This is a genomic window from Flavobacterium sp. K77, from assembly GCF_021608205.1.
In the GTDB taxonomy this organism is placed as follows: domain Bacteria; phylum Bacteroidota; class Bacteroidia; order Flavobacteriales; family Flavobacteriaceae; genus Flavobacterium; species Flavobacterium turcicum.
This window is the reverse complement of the sequence record NZ_JAKIHO010000001.1, coordinates 887087-904257: the sequence shown is the minus strand read 5'-3', so window position 1 is coordinate 904257 and position 17171 is coordinate 887087. Positions and strand designations below refer to the sequence as shown.

20 protein-coding genes are annotated in these 17171 nt (G+C 36.7%); 13 read left to right on the top strand and 7 right to left on the bottom strand.

Annotated elements, in window-relative coordinates; all coding sequences use genetic code 11:
• Positions 1-204: 204 nt before the first annotated feature.
• Entirely contained in the window at positions 205-1059 is an 855-nt protein-coding gene (prmC, locus tag L1S34_RS04000; RefSeq protein ID WP_236362915.1) for a peptide chain release factor N(5)-glutamine methyltransferase, read from the bottom strand.
• Positions 1060-1086: 27 nt separating this feature from the next.
• Positions 1087-1578, bottom strand: coding sequence for a GNAT family N-acetyltransferase (locus L1S34_RS03995; protein ID WP_236362914.1), 492 nt, complete (start codon positions 1576-1578; stop codon positions 1087-1089).
• A gap of 103 nt (positions 1579-1681) precedes the next feature.
• Between L1S34_RS03995 and ribD the strand changes: the two genes are divergently transcribed.
• Genes ribD through L1S34_RS03980 form a run of 3 tightly spaced genes read left to right on the top strand, consistent with a single transcriptional unit; the run spans position 1682 to position 3986 of the window.
• On the top strand, positions 1682-2740 hold the full coding sequence (ribD, locus tag L1S34_RS03990) for a bifunctional diaminohydroxyphosphoribosylaminopyrimidine deaminase/5-amino-6-(5-phosphoribosylamino)uracil reductase RibD (protein ID WP_236362913.1): 1059 nt from the start codon (positions 1682-1684) through the stop codon (positions 2738-2740).
• Complete coding sequence (locus L1S34_RS03985) at positions 2718-3320, top strand: HAD family hydrolase (RefSeq protein ID WP_236362912.1); 603 nt, start codon at positions 2718-2720, stop codon at positions 3318-3320. Before ribD ends, L1S34_RS03985 begins: the two co-directional genes overlap by 23 nt.
• A gap of 42 nt (positions 3321-3362) precedes the next feature.
• Entirely contained in the window at positions 3363-3986 is a 624-nt protein-coding gene (locus L1S34_RS03980) for an IMPACT family protein (protein WP_236362911.1), read from the top strand.
• Between the two features lie 31 nt (positions 3987-4017).
• Here L1S34_RS03980 and L1S34_RS03975 read toward each other — a convergent pair whose 3' ends face one another.
• On the bottom strand, positions 4018-4422 hold the full coding sequence (locus tag L1S34_RS03975) for an acyl-CoA thioesterase (RefSeq protein ID WP_236362910.1): 405 nt from the start codon (positions 4420-4422) through the stop codon (positions 4018-4020).
• Between the two features lie 184 nt (positions 4423-4606).
• On the opposite strand from L1S34_RS03975, the gene dnaA reads away from it, so the two are divergent.
• From dnaA to L1S34_RS03945, 6 genes are all read left to right on the top strand, one after another.
• Positions 4607-6034: a chromosomal replication initiator protein DnaA gene (dnaA, locus tag L1S34_RS03970; protein WP_166138592.1), complete on the top strand. Its 1428-nt coding sequence runs from the start codon at positions 4607-4609 to the stop codon at positions 6032-6034.
• Positions 6035-6041: 7 nt separating this feature from the next.
• Entirely contained in the window at positions 6042-6512 is a 471-nt protein-coding gene (locus L1S34_RS03965; RefSeq protein WP_166138595.1) for a low molecular weight protein-tyrosine-phosphatase, read from the top strand.
• Positions 6513-6594: 82 nt separating this feature from the next.
• Positions 6595-7317: an SAM-dependent methyltransferase gene (locus tag L1S34_RS03960; RefSeq protein WP_236362909.1), complete on the top strand. Its 723-nt coding sequence runs from the start codon at positions 6595-6597 to the stop codon at positions 7315-7317.
• A gap of 22 nt (positions 7318-7339) precedes the next feature.
• Positions 7340-7792: an energy transducer TonB gene (locus L1S34_RS03955; protein ID WP_236362908.1), complete on the top strand. Its 453-nt coding sequence runs from the start codon at positions 7340-7342 to the stop codon at positions 7790-7792.
• A gap of 32 nt (positions 7793-7824) precedes the next feature.
• A complete protein-coding gene (locus L1S34_RS03950) occupies positions 7825-8952 on the top strand; it encodes a methionine aminotransferase (protein ID WP_236362907.1) in 1128 nt (375 codons plus the stop codon).
• 79 nt (positions 8953-9031) lie between these two features.
• Positions 9032-9913 (top strand): SDR family oxidoreductase, encoded by an 882-nt coding sequence (locus L1S34_RS03945; protein WP_236362906.1) that lies wholly within the window; start codon positions 9032-9034, stop codon positions 9911-9913.
• A gap of 82 nt (positions 9914-9995) precedes the next feature.
• On the opposite strand, the gene L1S34_RS03940 is transcribed toward L1S34_RS03945, so the two are convergent.
• The 4 genes from L1S34_RS03940 to L1S34_RS03925 all read right to left on the bottom strand — a co-directional run bounded on the left by L1S34_RS03940 (position 9996) and on the right by L1S34_RS03925 (position 12353).
• Positions 9996-10295 (bottom strand): hypothetical protein, encoded by a 300-nt coding sequence (locus L1S34_RS03940; RefSeq protein WP_236362905.1) that lies wholly within the window; start codon positions 10293-10295, stop codon positions 9996-9998.
• Positions 10296-10356: 61 nt separating this feature from the next.
• Positions 10357-10887, bottom strand: coding sequence for a YceI family protein (locus tag L1S34_RS03935; protein WP_236362904.1), 531 nt, complete (start codon positions 10885-10887; stop codon positions 10357-10359).
• A 38-nt stretch (positions 10888-10925) separates the two neighbouring features.
• Entirely contained in the window at positions 10926-11681 is a 756-nt protein-coding gene (locus tag L1S34_RS03930) for a pirin family protein (protein WP_236362903.1), read from the bottom strand.
• Positions 11682-11771: 90 nt separating this feature from the next.
• Positions 11772-12353: a Crp/Fnr family transcriptional regulator gene (locus L1S34_RS03925; protein ID WP_166138616.1), complete on the bottom strand. Its 582-nt coding sequence runs from the start codon at positions 12351-12353 to the stop codon at positions 11772-11774.
• 149 nt (positions 12354-12502) lie between these two features.
• Here L1S34_RS03925 and udk point away from each other — a divergent pair, with 149 nt between their 5' ends.
• The 4 genes from udk (at position 12503) to scpA (ending at position 17164) form a co-directional block, all read left to right on the top strand.
• A complete protein-coding gene (udk, locus tag L1S34_RS03920) occupies positions 12503-13111 on the top strand; it encodes a uridine kinase (RefSeq protein WP_166138832.1) in 609 nt (202 codons plus the stop codon).
• An 81-nt stretch (positions 13112-13192) separates the two neighbouring features.
• The gene (locus L1S34_RS03915; RefSeq protein WP_166138620.1) at positions 13193-13516 is read left to right on the top strand and encodes an FtsB family cell division protein; all 324 of its coding nucleotides are present in this window, start codon (positions 13193-13195) and stop codon (positions 13514-13516) included.
• 81 nt (positions 13517-13597) lie between these two features.
• Positions 13598-14965 (top strand): methylmalonyl-CoA mutase subunit beta, encoded by a 1368-nt coding sequence (locus tag L1S34_RS03910; RefSeq protein WP_236362902.1) that lies wholly within the window; start codon positions 13598-13600, stop codon positions 14963-14965.
• A 60-nt stretch (positions 14966-15025) separates the two neighbouring features.
• Positions 15026-17164: a methylmalonyl-CoA mutase gene (gene scpA / locus L1S34_RS03905; protein WP_236362901.1), complete on the top strand. Its 2139-nt coding sequence runs from the start codon at positions 15026-15028 to the stop codon at positions 17162-17164.
• The last annotated feature ends 7 nt before the right edge of the window (positions 17165-17171 follow it).

The window sequence follows — 17171 nt, the reverse complement described above, 5'->3', positions numbered from 1 at the left end:
TCTTTTTTTTTTTAAGACTTCACTGCAGCGGATTACTGTGAGATAACATTACCTTAGATTTCCGCAACCGACTTTTTTTATATCGCAGATTTATAGTGAATCAAAAAAAAAGTGAATTTGAATTTTAAACCTAATCTGTGGAAATCCTTTTAATTTGTGGCAAAAAAGCTTTGATAATTGCTATGGATTGATATTAGCAATAAACTAGTACGTAGAGCGTATCATTCTATCATTACCATAAATATCTTTTTTGAGAATGATGTTTTTAAAACCTAGACCTTGCAACATTCCAATCATTTCAGGGCCTAAATACTGATTGATTTCAAAAAACAGAAAGCCGTTTGGTTTTAGGTTTTTCTGCGCCAATTCGGCTATTTTTTTATAAAAAATCAACGCATTATCATTTTCAACAAAAAGCGCTAAGTGCGGTTCATAGTCCAAGACGTTTTTCTTGATTTCAACTTTCTCAAGATTGCGAACGTATGGCGGGTTAGAAACGATTACATCAAACTGTTCCTGTAAATCATTTGTTTCTAGAATGTTTTGATTTTTAAAAACAACATCAACTTTGTTATTTTGTGCATTTTTTTTGGCTGTTACCAAAGCATCGACAGATACATCAAGTGCGGTAACTTGGGCGTTCGGGATATTTTTTGCTAAAGAAATTGCAATGCAACCGCTGCCGGTACCAATGTCAATAATTCGCAGATTTTGATCTTTTGAAGTTTCTTTTTGACTTTCAATGATCCAATCAACTAACTCTTCCGTTTCGGGTCTCGGAATCAAAACAGCAGGATTCACCTCAAAATCTAATCCGAAAAAATTGGTTTTACCTAAAACGTACTGAACAGGAATTTCTAACTTCAGCTGTGCCAGATATGCGTTCCATTGATTCAGCTGTTCTTCAGACAGCGAAAGATCAGGATTTAAAGCTAAATCAACCCTTTTGAGCTGCTGCAAATCCTCCAGGATAATGTAAAAAAAACTCTCGGCTTCTTCAGCAGAACAAATAGGTGTTAATTCTTGAATAAAATAAGCGCGATAGTCTCTGATTTTCATGGAAAGTAGGTTTGAAAAATGGGGTAATTAAGCGTTTAAATCTTTCAGCATCCAAATAGGACAACTACTATGACCTGTGCAACCCATTGGCTCCGAAAGCGATTCAAAACCAACTTTTTTATAGAGCTTTTGAGCATCAGTCATAAACGGCATTGTTTCGAGGTAGCATTTATCAAACCCCATATTTTTGGCGCTTTGCAAACACAACAACATCATTTCGTGACCAATTCCTAATCCGCGTGTTTGAGGCAGAAAATACATTTTTTGCAATTCACAAATATTGTCGGTTTGGTTGGCCAAAGGTGCAATTCCAGCAACACCCACGATTGTCTCTTGATGTTCTACCACATAATAAACCGATCTTGGTTTGCTGTACTCCTCAAACATCAAATCAAGATACGGATCCTCGTAAGCAGTACCTACTTTTGGGATATTCATTTCGTCAAAAATAGCACGAATTAGTGCTGCAACAGCAGGATTATCTTGCTTTTCAATCTTTCTGATGGTGTAATTTTCCATTTTATGAGCCAATTATTTATTGGCAAAAATAGAAATACTTTATGACAAATTTTTGAATAGTTCAAAACAAAAACATCCGCTGAAAAATTAGTACTTTTGCGGCGTGAACAAACATGAAAAATACATACAGCGCTGCATCGAATTAGCCAAAAATGGCTTGGGCACAACCTACCCAAATCCAATGGTAGGAAGTGTAATTGTGTACAATGATACTATTATTGGCGAGGGTTGGCATAAAAAAGCGGGACAAGGTCATGCCGAAGTAAACGCCATTGCATCAGTAAAAGACAAAAGCTTGCTTGCAAAAGCTACTATTTATGTCAGCTTGGAACCTTGCAGTCATTTCGGAAAAACACCACCTTGTAGTGATTTAATTGTGAACACCAAAATTCCGAACGTCGTCATCGGGACTGTAGATCCTAATGTAAAAGTAGCCGGGAACGGAATTAAAAAATTGATTGAAAACGGCATTAACGTCACAATTGGGGTTTTAGAAAAAGAGTGCAACGAATTGAACAAGCGTTTTTTTACTTTTCACCAAAAAAAACGACCATTTATAATCTTGAAATGGGCACAAAGTGGTGATGGCTTTTTGGCGCCTCTGCAAAAAGAAACAACTGCACCGGTTTGGCTTACTTCTAATCATTCAAGACAATTGGTTCACAAATGGCGAACAGAAGAACAAGCGATACTTGTTGGCGCACAAACGGTATTGGATGACAATCCAAAACTCAACGCCAGAGATTGGTTTGGTTTGCAACCTACAAGAGTGGTTATTGACCCAAACAATCGAGTTTTAACTTCAAATGCTGTGCTAAACGACCAGCAAAAAACAATTGTTTTTACTCGAAATCAAAATCTTCCAAACACTGAAAACACCACTTATGTCACGATTGATTTTGATCAAAATAGTGTAGCACAAATGATGCGACATTTATATGAGCAAGAACTACAATCGGTAATCATTGAAGGCGGAAGACATACTTTGCAAGCCTTTATTGATTGTGGAATCTGGGACGAAGCGCGTATTTTTACCAGCAAAACACTGTTGGAAAATGGTATCAAAGCACCCTCTTTTCCTTATTTTAGCTCGACAGAAGAACAAATAGCAACTGATCAACTTGTAATTGTTAACAATCATGATTCAATCGATAGTATTTGATTTTGGCGATATTTTCATCAATTTAGATAAGCAAGCCACTTTAAGCGCTCTAGAAAAACTAGGTTTACAAGAATGGAATGCTACTCTTGATGAACTTAATGAACAGTTTGAACGTGGCGAAATATCCCGAAACGCATTCTTGCAAGGATTACAACAGCAACTGCCCAATGCAACTCAGGAGCAAATATTGGCGGCTTGGAATGCTGTTTTATTTGATTTTCCGCAACACCGCTTGACCTTTTTACAGGAGTTATCTAAAAAATACCGTTTGTTTTTATTGTCGAATACCGATTCCATTCATATATCGTATTTTGAACAACAAAACGGAAAAGGGTTTTACGAGGCTTTTTATAATTGTTTTGAAAAAATTTATTTTTCCTTTGAAATGGTCATGCGCAAACCCGATTCAGCGATTTATCAACGTGTGCTTGATGAGCAAAAACTTGACCCTGCAACTGTTTTATTTGTTGATGACAAAAAAGAAAATACCGATGCTGCGGCAGAGCTAGGAATCAAAGTGTGGAATTTACAAGTGGGCCAAGAAGATGTTACGGAACTTTACGAAAAAGACCTACTTTAAAAGAATACATTTCGAATTTATAACTACACCAATCACACTTCGTTGAAAGATACCTACCTCACTATTGCCAATCCTACTGAAGAAATTCTGTTTAAAGAAAAAAACAGTAAATTTTACGGATACGCTTTTCCAATGACATATGAGGAAGAGTTAAAACCGATACTTGAAACCCTACGAAAAACACATCCACAAGCCGGGCATTTTTGCTACGCTTACCAGCTAGGAACCGAACAAACTACTTATCGGGCAAATGACGACGGAGAACCAAGTAATAGCGCAGGAATGCCAATTTACGGCCAAATTCAGTCTTTCGGGTTAACTAATGTGCTTGTTGTTGTAGCTCGAGTTTATGGTGGTGTAAAATTGGGTGTAGGCGGCTTGATTTCAGCTTACAAAACCACAGCGCAAGAAGTTTTAAAAGAAGCAAGCGTCATCGAAAAAACAGTCGATAGCGAATTTATAATCGAATTTGACTACCAAAATATGAACAAAGTCATGCGCGTGATTAAAGAAAAAAAGCTAGAAATTGTAGTTCAAGAAATGAAAATAAATCCTGAAACGGATGAGCCATTAGGTGTAATTACAATAAAAACACGCAAAAAAAATGCCGAAATTACTTTCGACATTTTCAATTCTATGTTTGGAATTAACATCAAAAGAGCTTAAAATTAGCTCTTAAAATTGCATTTTTCGCGCTTTATTCGATCGTTTTTAGCAAATCCAAAATGTAATCAGGCGGAGCGGTAGCTTTTCCTGTTTTTAAGGACACAAAAACCAGAATAAATTGGGCCGTTGTTAATAACTCACCACCTTCATTATATATTTCGCAATCAAATTCAATCTTTACTGAACTTTGACTTTTAAATGTTGTATGAACTTTTAAAAGTTCATCATATCGTGCTGATTTTTTGTAATTGATATTCATTGAAACAATTGGCAAAGCAATACCACTTTTTTCCATCTCTTTATATGAAATCCCTTTGTTTCTAAGCCATTCCACTCTTCCAATCTCAAAATAGGGGATATAATTTCCGTGATAAACAACTCCCATTTGGTCTGTTTCTGAGTACCGAACTCGAACTTCTACTTGATGACTTTTCATTATATTTATATTAAAATTTGAATTAAAAAAAGGTGCCTTACAACAATATTTTGAAAAATTACCACCCCATATATTTTTTTTTAAAAAAATTTGTTCACATATTTGTTACCCCGAAAATAAGTAACCAAACATCTTTCTTTTAGTAAGCTAAAAGTTACAAAACAAAACAATTTATTTAGAATATATGAACAAAACTGCTCAATCAGTATGGGAAAACTGTTTGTCTTTTATAAAGGACAACATTCAAGACCAAGCTTACAAAACTTGGTTCGAACCAATCAAATCAGTTGAACTTACCGATAACGCATTATATATTCAAGTACCAAGTAAATTTTTTTACGAGTGGCTCGAAGAACACTATGTAAAATTGTTGAAAGTGGCGCTTACTAAAGAACTAGGCAAAAATGCAAAGTTACTTTATAAAATCAGAATGGAAAACACTTATGGCAACAAACAACCGTTTACTGAACAGTTGCCAAGTGCCAATAGAGTTCCTATGAAACCACAGGAAGTTGATGCTCCATTCAAAAACTTAAATCCAGAACTTAAAAACCCATTTGTAATTCCGGGGATTCGTAATTTAAAAATCGAATCGCAACTAAACGCGAATTACAGTTTCGATAATTTCTTAGAAGGAGATTCTAACCGTTTGGCTCGTTCAGCAGGTATGGCCGTGGCTAACAAACCGGGTGGAACTTCTTTTAATCCATTATTGATTTTTGGTGGAGTTGGTTTGGGAAAAACACATTTGGCGCACGCTATTGGTGTTGAAATCAAAGACAAATATCCTGAGAAAACAGTTCTATACATTTCAGCTGAAATTTTCACACAACAATACATCGACTCTGTAAAGAAAAACAACAGAAACGATTTTATTCACTTCTATCAATTAATCGATGTTTTGATTATTGATGATGTTCAATTTTTATCAGGTAAATCAGGAACGCAAGACGTGTTTTTCCATATTTTTAATTACCTGCACCAAAACGGAAAGCAAGTTATTTTAACTTCGGATAAAGCGCCTGTTGACATGCAAGACATTGAGCAGCGTTTGTTGTCTCGTTTCAAATGGGGATTATCTGCCGAATTGCACCAACCAGACTACGAAACACGTATTTCTATCTTAAAGAATATTTTGTACCGCGATGGTGTTGAAATTCCGGAAGACATCATAGAATATGTGGCACGCAACATCAAATCAAACGTTCGTGAACTTGAAGGTGCCATTATTTCATTGATCGCACAATCTTCTTTCAACAAAAAAGAAGTAACGATTGAATTGGCCAAAAGTGTTGTAGAGAAGTTTGTTAAAAATGTAAAAAGAGAAATCTCTATTGATTACATTCAAAAAATCGTATCGGATTATTTCCAATTGGATTTAGAAACGCTTCAATCGAAAACGCGTAAACGTCATGTGGTTCAAGCCCGACAATTGGCCATGTTTTTTGCCAAAAAATTCACTAAGGCTTCTTTGGCAAACATTGGTTCTCAAATAGGAGATCGTGATCACGCTACTGTATTGCACGCATGCAAAACCGTTGACAATTTGGTTGCAACCGATAAACAGTTCAAAAAGTTTGTAGACGATATCAACAAGAAACTAACTTTGTAATAGCATTATGTCCGTAAAAGTTTTAATGGTTTGTTTAGGAAATATTTGCCGTTCACCTTTGGCAGAAGGCATTTTAGCAGCTAAACTACCCAAAGATCTTTTTACCGTTGATTCCGCTGGTACGGGCGCTTGGCACGTAGGCAATGGCCCAGACGAACGCTCTATTGCAGTAGCTCGAAAAAACAACATCGACATCACACACCAACGTGGTAGACAATTTAGTGAAGCTGATTTTGAGCACTTTGATCACATTTACGTGATGGATAGTTCAAATTATAAAAATGTCATACGACTTGCTCGTAACACAGAAGAAGCAGCGAAAGTTAAAATGATTTTGAACGAAATATTTCCTGGTGAAAATGTAGATGTTCCAGATCCGTATTACGGTTTGAATAATGGTTTTGATATGGTTTATCAAATGCTTGACCAAGCTTGTGATGAAATTGCAAAAAAGCTATTGGCTCAAAATTCAAATTAATTCCTTTTTATAGTCGTTCAATTCAAGTTAGAAATAAAATTGAACCGTTAGCTGTTCTTTTTACATTTTACAAATCTATTTTATGCAATCAACCAACACTTTTGGCAAACTCTATTTAATTCCAACAACCATGGGCGATTGTGACCCTATGGATGTATTGCCACAAACTATAAAAAGAAGTATTGAACTGATTGATCATTATATTGTAGAAAACGACAAAACTGCTCGAAAATCAATAAAACTGGTTGTTCCTGAAAAAAAGCAATCAGAATTGAAGCTTTTTGTTTTAAACAAACACACTGAAACAAAAGAGCATCTTGACTTTATAAAACCTTTACTTGCAGGCGAGAACATGGGTTTAATGAGCGAAGCAGGTTGCCCTGGTGTTGCCGATCCTGGCGCTGTAATTGTAAAACTAGCGCACGATAGAGGCATTCAAGTTATTCCGTTAGTTGGTCCTTCCTCTATCCTTTTGGCAATGATGGCCTCTGGTATGAACGGTCAAAGTTTTACGTTTCATGGCTATTTACCTATCGAAAAAGACGAAAAGAAAGCCAGCTTTAAAACCTTAGAGCGTGTTTCTTTTGAAAAAAATCAGTCGCAAATTTTTATTGAAACACCTTATCGCAACAACAAACTACTAGAAGATTTAATTCAGGTTTTACATCCCGAAACCTTGTTGTGCATTGCTACTGACATTACTTTACCAACAGAATATATTCGAACTAAAAAAATTGCCGCTTGGAAAAAAGAATCCGTAGATCTACATAAACGTCCTACCATTTTTATCATTCATAAAATGTAAAAGTAAATTTTAAAAATCATCTATGGGGAAATTTCTAATGTTAATTTTACTATGTTTTTCGCAAGTTATATTTTCTCAAAGTAAGGAAGTAAAGAAAAAAGCTGATGATTTTCGAGATAACCTCAAAAATTACAATGAAGAAGAAATAATTTTAGATGAAAATCATATCTATAATCTTGCTGGGTTAGAAATTCTGCCAAGTTTTCCTGAAGGAATAGTTAAGTTTCGTAATTTTTTAAGTAAAATTTATAAAAAACCACATAAGCAACCAGCTCTAATTGTTAAGATATTTGCAACTTTCGTAATTGAAAAAGATGGTACTTTAAGTGATATAAAAATTGTCTATGACATTGGTTTTGGTACTGGACAAGAACTTTTACGTGTTTTAAAATTATCTCCAAAATGGATACCTGGAAAACAAAACAATAAAAAAGTTAGATCTTTATATTCACTTGTTTTTACCTTACCTAACTAACACTCCAATTGGAGTCTTTCTTTAATATTGTTATGAGTAAATTACCCAACAGCGGCGCAAGTATTTTTACGGTAATGTCGCAAATGGCAGCAAAGCACAACGCAATAAACCTATCGCAAGGTTTTCCTAATTTTCCCGTTGATGAGCGACTAACCGCCATTGTTGCACGACTCGCCCATGAAAATGTCCACCAATATGCACCTATGGCTGGATATGTACCCTTGTTAGAGAAAATAGCAAAATTGATACAAGATTCCTATCACAGAACTATAACGGCTGCAACCGAAGTTTTGGTAACTACTGGTGCGACACAAGGAATTTTCACTACGATTACGGCGCTCATTCAAACCAATGACGAAGTAGTAATTGTTGACCCAAGTTATGATTGCTACGAGACTCCTATTTTCTTAGCTGGAGCAAAACCTGTTCGAGTACCACTTGACGATGATTATGCAACCAATTGGGAGCGCATTGAGGAAGCATTTAGTCCAAAAACCAAGATGCTAATCATCAATAATCCGCACAATCCTACAGGAAAAATCTTAAAACCTACTGATTTTGAAGCACTAGAACGCTTATTGGCAAAACATCCAAAAGTACTTTTACTCTCTGACGAAGTGTACGAATACATCACCTTCGAACAGAACCACATTTCGGCTCACACGCGCCCCTTTTTGCATGACAGAACTATTGTCGTGTCCTCTTTTGGAAAATCGTTTCACATCACCGGATGGAAGATTGGCTATTTAGTTGCTCCAGAACACTTGATGAACGAAATTAAAAAAGTACATCAGTTTTTAGTCTTTAGCGTCAACAGCATTTGCCAAGTTGCAATTGCCGAATATTTAGATGTAGTTGCTATTGCCGACATCAAAAAGATGTATCAAGAAAAAAGAGATTATTTTAGAAGTCTTTTGCAAAACAGTCGCTTCGAACTAATGCCGTGCGAGGGAACGTATTTTCAAATGGCTTCTTACGCGGCTATTTCGCAAGAAAGTGATGTCGATTTTTGCAAACGTTTAATTAGCGATTATGGAGTAGCGGCCATCCCAATTTCAACTTTTTATGCCAATGGAAAAGATTTAAAACTGATTCGGTTTTGTTTTGCCAAAGACAATGCAACCCTTGAAGCGGCTGCAGCGCGCCTGTGTGTGCTTTAAAATTGGAATGAAAATAAATTTATTATGCGTGCATACTATTTATTTTTTAGTATATTTACAATTGTAAAAAAGAAAAAAGATGAGTTATACAGATAAAATGTTACGCGATAATGCCCTAGAAGGCAAAGTAATTGTGGTTACTGGCGGCGGAAGTGGCTTAGGAAAAGCTATGACTAAATATTTTTTAGAGCTGGGTGCCAAAGTTGCTATTTCGTCTCGCGATTTAGAAAAATTGAAAACAACAGCTGCAGAATTAGAACAAGAAACAGGCGGTAGCTGCTTACCAATTCAGTGTGATGTACGTCATTACACCGAAGTGGAGAACATGTTGCAAGAAGTTTTGAAAACTTTTGGGAAAGTTGATGTACTGCTAAACAACGCAGCCGGAAACTTCATTTCACCTACTGAGCGATTATCAGCTAATGCATTTGACACCGTAATTGATATTGTATTAAAAGGTACAAAAAACTGTACTTTGGCATTTGGTAAACATTGGATTGACACCAAACAGGCTTCGGCTACGGTGCTAAACATTGTTACGACTTATGCTTGGACGGGATCAGCATATGTAGTTCCTAGTGCTACAGCAAAAGCAGGTGTATTGGCAATGACACGTAGTTTGGCTGTAGAATGGGCAAAATACGGAATTCGTACCAATGCAATTGCTCCAGGTCCTTTTCCTACCAAAGGCGCATGGGACCGTTTGTTACCAGGTGATTTAGCTGAGAAATTTGATATGGCTAAAAAAGTTCCGTTAAAACGTGTGGGAGATCACCAAGAGCTTGCCAATCTAGCTGCTTATTTAGTTTCTGATTTTTCAGCTTATGTAAACGGAGATGTTATTACCATTGATGGTGGCGAATGGTTAAAAGGAGCTGGACAATTCAACCTTTTAGAAGCTATTCCAGAAGAACTTTGGGATCAACTAGAAATGATGATCAAATCCAAAAAGAATAAATAAACATCAATTTCTCATAATAAAAAAAGGCAAACCAACCAAGTATAACGCTTGTTTGGTTTGCCTTTTCTATTTGCAAAAATAATTATTCTAAAGCCAGTAAGATTTCACTGCTGAGTAATCCGCTGCCACCGCCATAATGTTGCACGATTCGGCAATCGGGTTGTTGCTTTTCAAAAAAAGAGCGTAAAGCCGTTTCTTCTTCTTCTAAAATTCCACATCCCAACAAAACGATATCGAAATTATATGCTGCAAAAATTGCTTTGGCTTCGTCATCTTTTAATACGCCTTGCGCCTGCCAATTATCTTGCTTATTGATCAAACGAATTACCGTTTGCAATATTTCAAGATGCCTTCCTATGTATAAAATATTGACTTTTTTCATGGCATGTGCATACATTACTTCGGCGGAAGCCTGAACAACGACTTACTGTTTAAAATAGAATTTATTGTTTTACGAATTGCAATTCGATTGCCAAACGAACCTCATCACTTACAAGAACACCACCTGTTTCAAGAGCTGAATTCCAAGTCAAGCCCCAATCTTTACGGCTAATTTTACCTTCTAAAGCAAAAGCTACTTTAGTATTTCCCCAAGGATCTTGCATAGTACCACCAAAATCAGCAGCTAAACTAACGGATTTTGTTACGCCATGTATTGACAAATCACCTACCAATTCATAATCAGAACCGCTTTTTTGTGTAAATGAAGTCGCTTGGAAAGTGATTTCTGGAAATTGCTCCGCATCAAAAAAGTCGGCACTTTGCAAATGCTTGTCTCTATCAGCATTACCTGTATTTACTGAAGCTACAGCTCCCGTAAAATTAATTTTAGCATTCTCAAAACTTTCGTTTTCAGTTTCGATAGTAGCATCAAAAGTTAAAAATTTACCTGAAACATTCGTAAACATCATGTGTTTTACTTTAAACCCAATTTCAGAATGTGTTGGGTCAATTGCCCATTTAGTTGTAGCCATAATTGTTTTATTTAAAAAATTAATTGATTGTTTGTTATTTAAAGTTGCATTGGTACTTCCATCAAAAGGACTTCGGCATCTTCAGAATTTGCAATTAACGATAAGGAATCCGTATCCCAAATTCCTAAACCGTCACGCTGATTCAAGTTGATGTTTTGCACTGTAAAATCGCCTTTTAACACAAAAACATAAACGCCGTTTCCTGGCTTTTTGATTTGATATTGAGTTGCTATACCCGCATCAAATTTCCCCATATGAAACCAGGCATCTTGATGAATCCAAACGCCTTCGTCCTCAGGATTTGGTGATAAAACTTGTTGTAATTTATTATGACGATCGTTTAAATCAAGCGTCACTTGATCGTATCGAGGTGTAACATTTTTTTTGTTCGGATAAATCCAAATTTGCAAAAACTTAACCAACTGGTCTTGATTTTTGTTGTATTCGCTGTGAAAAATTCCCGTTCCAGCGCTCATGGCCTGTACATCACCTTCTCTAATTACAGTAGTGTTCCCCATACTGTCTTGGTGTTCCAAATCGCCTTCGAGCGGAATAGAAATAATTTCCATATTATCATGTGGATGCTTACCAAATCCCATTCCTTGGTTGACTCTATCATCATTTAAAACACGAAGCACGCCAAAATTCATACGTTCTCTATTTTGGTAATTTGCAAAACTGAAAGTATGGTATGATTCTAACCAACCATGATTGGCATGACCACGAGTTTCAGCTTTGTGAAGAACATGTTTAAAATTGGTATCAATGCTTGGGGTAGTATTTGTATTTTCCATTTTTCAAGTTGTTTAAAAGTACACTGCAAAGTTGGAGTAAAAGGCAATTAAAAACATTGAACTAGGACAAGAAAAACAAAACTCGCTTTTTTACGTTTTAGCGATTTTATGGCGGACTTTGCTTAAAAATTCGGCTGAAATACCGAGATACGAAGCAATGTAATGCTGGGCTACACGCTGCGAAAGTGTAGGATACTGTTCTAAAAACTCCAAATATTTTTCGGTTGCCGACTTAGCAATAGTATTAAATAGGCGTTCTTGGGTAACCGCCAAACTACGCTGCATAAGGATTCGGAAAGCGCGTTCAAATCGAGGTGCTTGCGCAAAAAGTGCTTCTTTAGTTTCTGGAGTAAAAATGAAAAAAGAGCAATCCTCGAGCGTTTCAATATACACTTGACTGGGTTTATGCTCATAAATACTAAATGAAATATCGCTAACCCAAGCATTTTCAATAGCAAATTGTAAAATGACTTCAGAGCCATTGGCATCAATATAATATTTACGAACACAACCTTTTATAACAAAAGCTTCAAAATTGCACATCTCGCCTGCTTGTAGTAACATCGTCTTTTTGGGCACTTGCTGATACTCCATCAAAGAATTAAAAATCCTTAATTCCTCTGAATCAAAAGGTACGTAGCGCGAGATATTTGTGTTAATTTGTTCGTACAAAGCATTTTATTTAGATTGGAAAGGTACAAAAATAAGCGCTGCCTTTGGTAAAAAAAATGGTGAAGATGCACCAATATTTATGTAAAAAACAAAAACTGCTGCCATTTAAATTGTTATTTTTGCACCATCAAAAACGTAACAAAATTATTATGCTCATTATTGGAATTGCCGGTGGTACAGGAAGTGGAAAAACAACAGTTGTACATCAAATCATGAACGAATTACCACAAGCAGAGGTTGGTATTATTTCACAAGACTCGTATTACAAGGAAAACCACGGTCTTTCATTTGACGAAAGAGCCTTGATTAACTTTGACCATCCACGTGCTATAGACTTTCCATTGTTGGTAGAGCATTTAAAAGAATTAAAAGCTGGAAATAATATTCACCAACCCGTATATTCATTTGTAACCCACAACAGAACTGACGATACCGTTTTTACACATCCACGTAAAGTGATGCTTGTAGAAGGAATTTTGATTTTGGCCAACCCAGAGTTGAGAGAACTTTTTGATGTAAAAATTTATGTTCACGCTGACTCTGATGAGCGCTTGATTCGTCGTATGAAAAGAGATATTGCAGAGCGTGGCCGTGACATGAATGAGGTGATTAATCGTTACCAAAATACACTTAAACCAATGCACGAGCAGTTTATTGAACCAACAAAAGCTTTTGCAGACATCATTATTCCAAATGACAAATACAATACTGTTGCCATCGACGTGGTACGCGCCGTAATTAATCAACGCATTTTATAATTTAATTGTACCTTTCGGGTATTCTAAATAGCATATCAACAAAAAGCATTTGGCGCTTTACAGCCACAACAAAACAGGAATATGAAAAGCAGTTTTAAAAACAATCCTTGGTTTAAATTTTTAAGCAATAAATACGTTTGGGTATTGTTGTTTTTTACCATTTGGATGGTTTTCTTGGACAATTACTCCTATTTTGACCATCAATTTTTGAATGATGAAATTGAAAGTTTAGAGGATAATGCTGCTTACTATCGAGAAGAAATCAAAAAAGATCAGGAAAACATTAGGCAACTGAAAAATCCAGAACAAATTGAAAAGTATGCTCGAGAAAAATATTATATGAAAAAAGACAGTGAGGATATTTACATCATCGAGTTTGAAAATGATTCACTAGAGCAAGAGTAAAACCTCAAAATAAAGTTTACACCTCCTAATATACGGCTCTTGTTTGCACAAAAATTGGAGCCGTTTCAAATAACAAACACAATGACAACAAACCTTTTTGATGATTTCGATTCCGTTTCGGCAAAACAATGGAAACAAAAAATTCAATTTGAACTCAAAGGCGCTGACTACAATGAAACCTTGGTTTGGACATCGCCAGAAGACATTCAAGTAAAACCTTTTTACACTCAAGAGGATAGCAAAAATACTTTTGATGTTGCCACAAAGGCGGCTGATTTTAGTATTTGTCAAAATATTTATGTTTACGATCTCGAAAAATCGATAGAAAGAGCTACCGATACTTTGCAACGTGGCGCAGACAGTATTCGTTTTTCAATTGATAACGAAGCTATTGATGTTACTAGCTTGTTAGAAAAAACGCCTCTGAACGACAGAACGGTTTACTTAAACCTGTCGTTTATTTCAATCGATTTCGTGAACAAAATCGCTGCGTTTGCTGAAAATAGTAGCGCGAAAATTTTCCTAAACCTAGATCCAATTGGACATTTAGCCAAAGAAGGAAACTGGTTTACTACCAAAGAAAAAAACAATTTTGAAACCCTGCAAAACATTTGCGCCAAGCATCCTTCGCTTTCAGTACTGAGCATTAATGCGGCCTTGTACCAAAACGCAGGAGCGAATATGGTGCAGCAAATTGCGTATGCTTTAGGTCACGCCACAGAATATTTCAATCAGTTGACGTACCAAAAGCAACCAATGTTGTTTGAAGTTGCTGTTGGAACCAATTATTTTTTCGAGATAGCGAAATTAAGAGCTTTACGCTTGTTGTTTTCGCTAATTGCAAAAGAATATGAGGCCAACCCAAATTGTCACATCATTGCAACACCCACAAAACGCAATAAAACGCTTTACGATTACAATGTAAACATGCTACGCACCACGACAGAGTGTATGAGCGCTATTCTTGGCGGAGCTGATGCTGTTGCCAATTTAGCCTACGATGCTTTGTACCATAAAGACAACGAATTTGGCGACCGAATTGCTCGAAACCAATTACTTATTTTAAAGAACGAAAGTTATTTTGACAAAGTAAATAATCCAGCAGATGGAAGTTATTACATCGAGACTCTAACGAATAAACTGGCTGAAAAAGCTTTGAATTTGTTTAAAGATATCGAAGCTAACGGCGGCTTTTTGAAACAATTGAACGAGGGAATCATAAAGCGTAAAATTCAAGAAAGCGCTGATGCAAGTCAAGGTCTTTTTGATAATGGCAAAGAGATATTGTTGGGAACCAATAAACATCCTAACAAAAACGACAGGATGAAACACGATCTAGAATTGTTTCCTTTTGTAAAAATAAAACCTCGCAAAACCCTTATCACGCCAATCATTGAAAAACGTTTGGCCGAAAAACTAGAACAAGAACGACTGAATACCGAAGCATAATTCAAACTAAAGGTTCAACACATTCCACCTTTCCAACTTGTACAAATTGGTATGACACAAATGAAAAGAAAAGATTTACAACATTTACAATTACAACCTTCTGCAACTGCAAATCAACCAGAAGCAGCAAACGAGTCGGTTTTTTTAACTGCCGAAGGGATTTCAGTAAAGCCTACCTACTCTAAATTGGATTTAGAAGCAGTATCGCATCTTGATTTTGGAGCTGGATTCGCTCCCAATTTGAGAGGGCCTTATGCTACGATGTACGTGCGACGTCCTTGGACTGTTCGTCAGTATGCCGGATTTTCTACTGCCGAAGAGAGTAATGCTTTTTACAGAAGAAACTTAGCAGCAGGCCAAAAAGGTTTGTCAATTGCATTTGATTTACCAACGCACCGCGGTTACGACTCAGATCACGAACGCGTTGTTGGTGATGTAGGAAAAGCTGGAGTTGCCATTGACTCTGTCGAGGATATGAAAGTTCTTTTTGATCAAATCCCACTTGATGAAATGTCGGTTTCAATGACCATGAACGGTGCTGTTTTACCCATTATGGCCTTTTATATCGTAGCTGCCGAAGAGCAAGGTGTAGCTGCGGAATTACTTTCGGGAACCATTCAAAATGATATTCTTAAAGAATTCATGGTGCGAAACACCTATATTTACCCTCCTACTCCTTCGATGAAAATCATTGCTGATATTTTTGAATATACCAGTCAAAAAATGCCAAAATTCAATTCCATTTCCATTTCTGGCTATCACATGCAAGAAGCTGGAGCTACCGCAGATATTGAGTTGGCTTACACGCTTGCTGATGGATTAGAATACATTCGTACCGGATTAGCAACGGGAATGAAAATTGACGATTTTGCACCTCGCTTATCCTTTTTCTGGGCCATTGGTATGAACCATTTTATGGAAATTGCCAAAATGCGTGCTGGAAGAATGATTTGGGCTAAACTGGTCAAACAATTTGAGCCAAAAGACGACAAATCTCTAGCGCTACGCACACACTGCCAAACGTCTGGATGGAGTTTAACAGAGCAAGATCCTTTTAATAACGTAGCTCGTACTTGTATTGAAGCAGCAGCGGCAGCCTTTGGAGGAACCCAATCGTTGCACACCAATGCCCTTGACGAAGCCATTGCTTTGCCAACTGATTTTTCTGCCAGAATTGCTCGTAACACTCAATTGTACTTGCAAGAAGAAACAAAAATCACCAAAACAGTAGATCCATGGGCAGGAAGCTATTACGTTGAAAGCCTTACAAAAGAAATTGCCGATAATGCTTGGAAACTTATTGAAGAAGTAGAATCATTAGGCGGTATGACCAAAGCAATTGAATCTGGTATTCCGAAATTGCGTATTGAAGAAGCTGCAGCCCGAAAACAAGCTCGAATTGATAGCGGACAAGATATCATTGTTGGCGTTAACCAATACCGTTTAGAAAAAGAGGATCCGTTACAAATTTTGGATGTAGACAACCAAATGGTTCGAAAGCAACAGTTGGAACAACTAGATCGCATCAAAGCAACTCGAGATAGCGAAAAAGTAAAACAATCACTAGAGAAACTAACTAACTGCGCAAAAACTGGCGAAGGAAACTTACTAGAAATTGCAGTAGAAGCAGCTAGAAACAGAACGACATTAGGAGAAATTAGTGATGCCTTAGAGTCGGTTTTTGGAAGGTATAAAGCACAAATCAAATCATTTAGCGGCGTGTACAGTAAGGAAATCAAAAATGACGAAAGCTTTGAAAAAGCGAAACAATTAGCCAATGATTTTGCCGTTGTAGAAGGGCGTCGTCCTAGAATTATGATTGCAAAAATGGGGCAAGACGGTCACGATCGTGGTGCAAAAGTAGTAGCCACAGGTTACGCTGACGTAGGTTTTGATGTTGATATTGGTCCACTTTTTCAAACACCAGCCGAAGCAGCAAAACAAGCTGTTGAAAACGACGTGCATATTTTAGGCGTTTCGTCATTAGCTGCGGGACACAAAACATTAGTGCCACAGGTAATCGATGCTTTAAAAGAATACGGCCGAGAAGATATCATGGTAGTCGTTGGCGGTGTAATCCCGGCGCAAGATTATCAATTTTTATTTGATGCGGGAGCTGTCGCAGTATTTGGACCAGGAACTAAAATTAGCGAAGCTGCCATTAGTATTTTAGAAATTTTAATTGGTGGTGACGAATAAGTTAGTT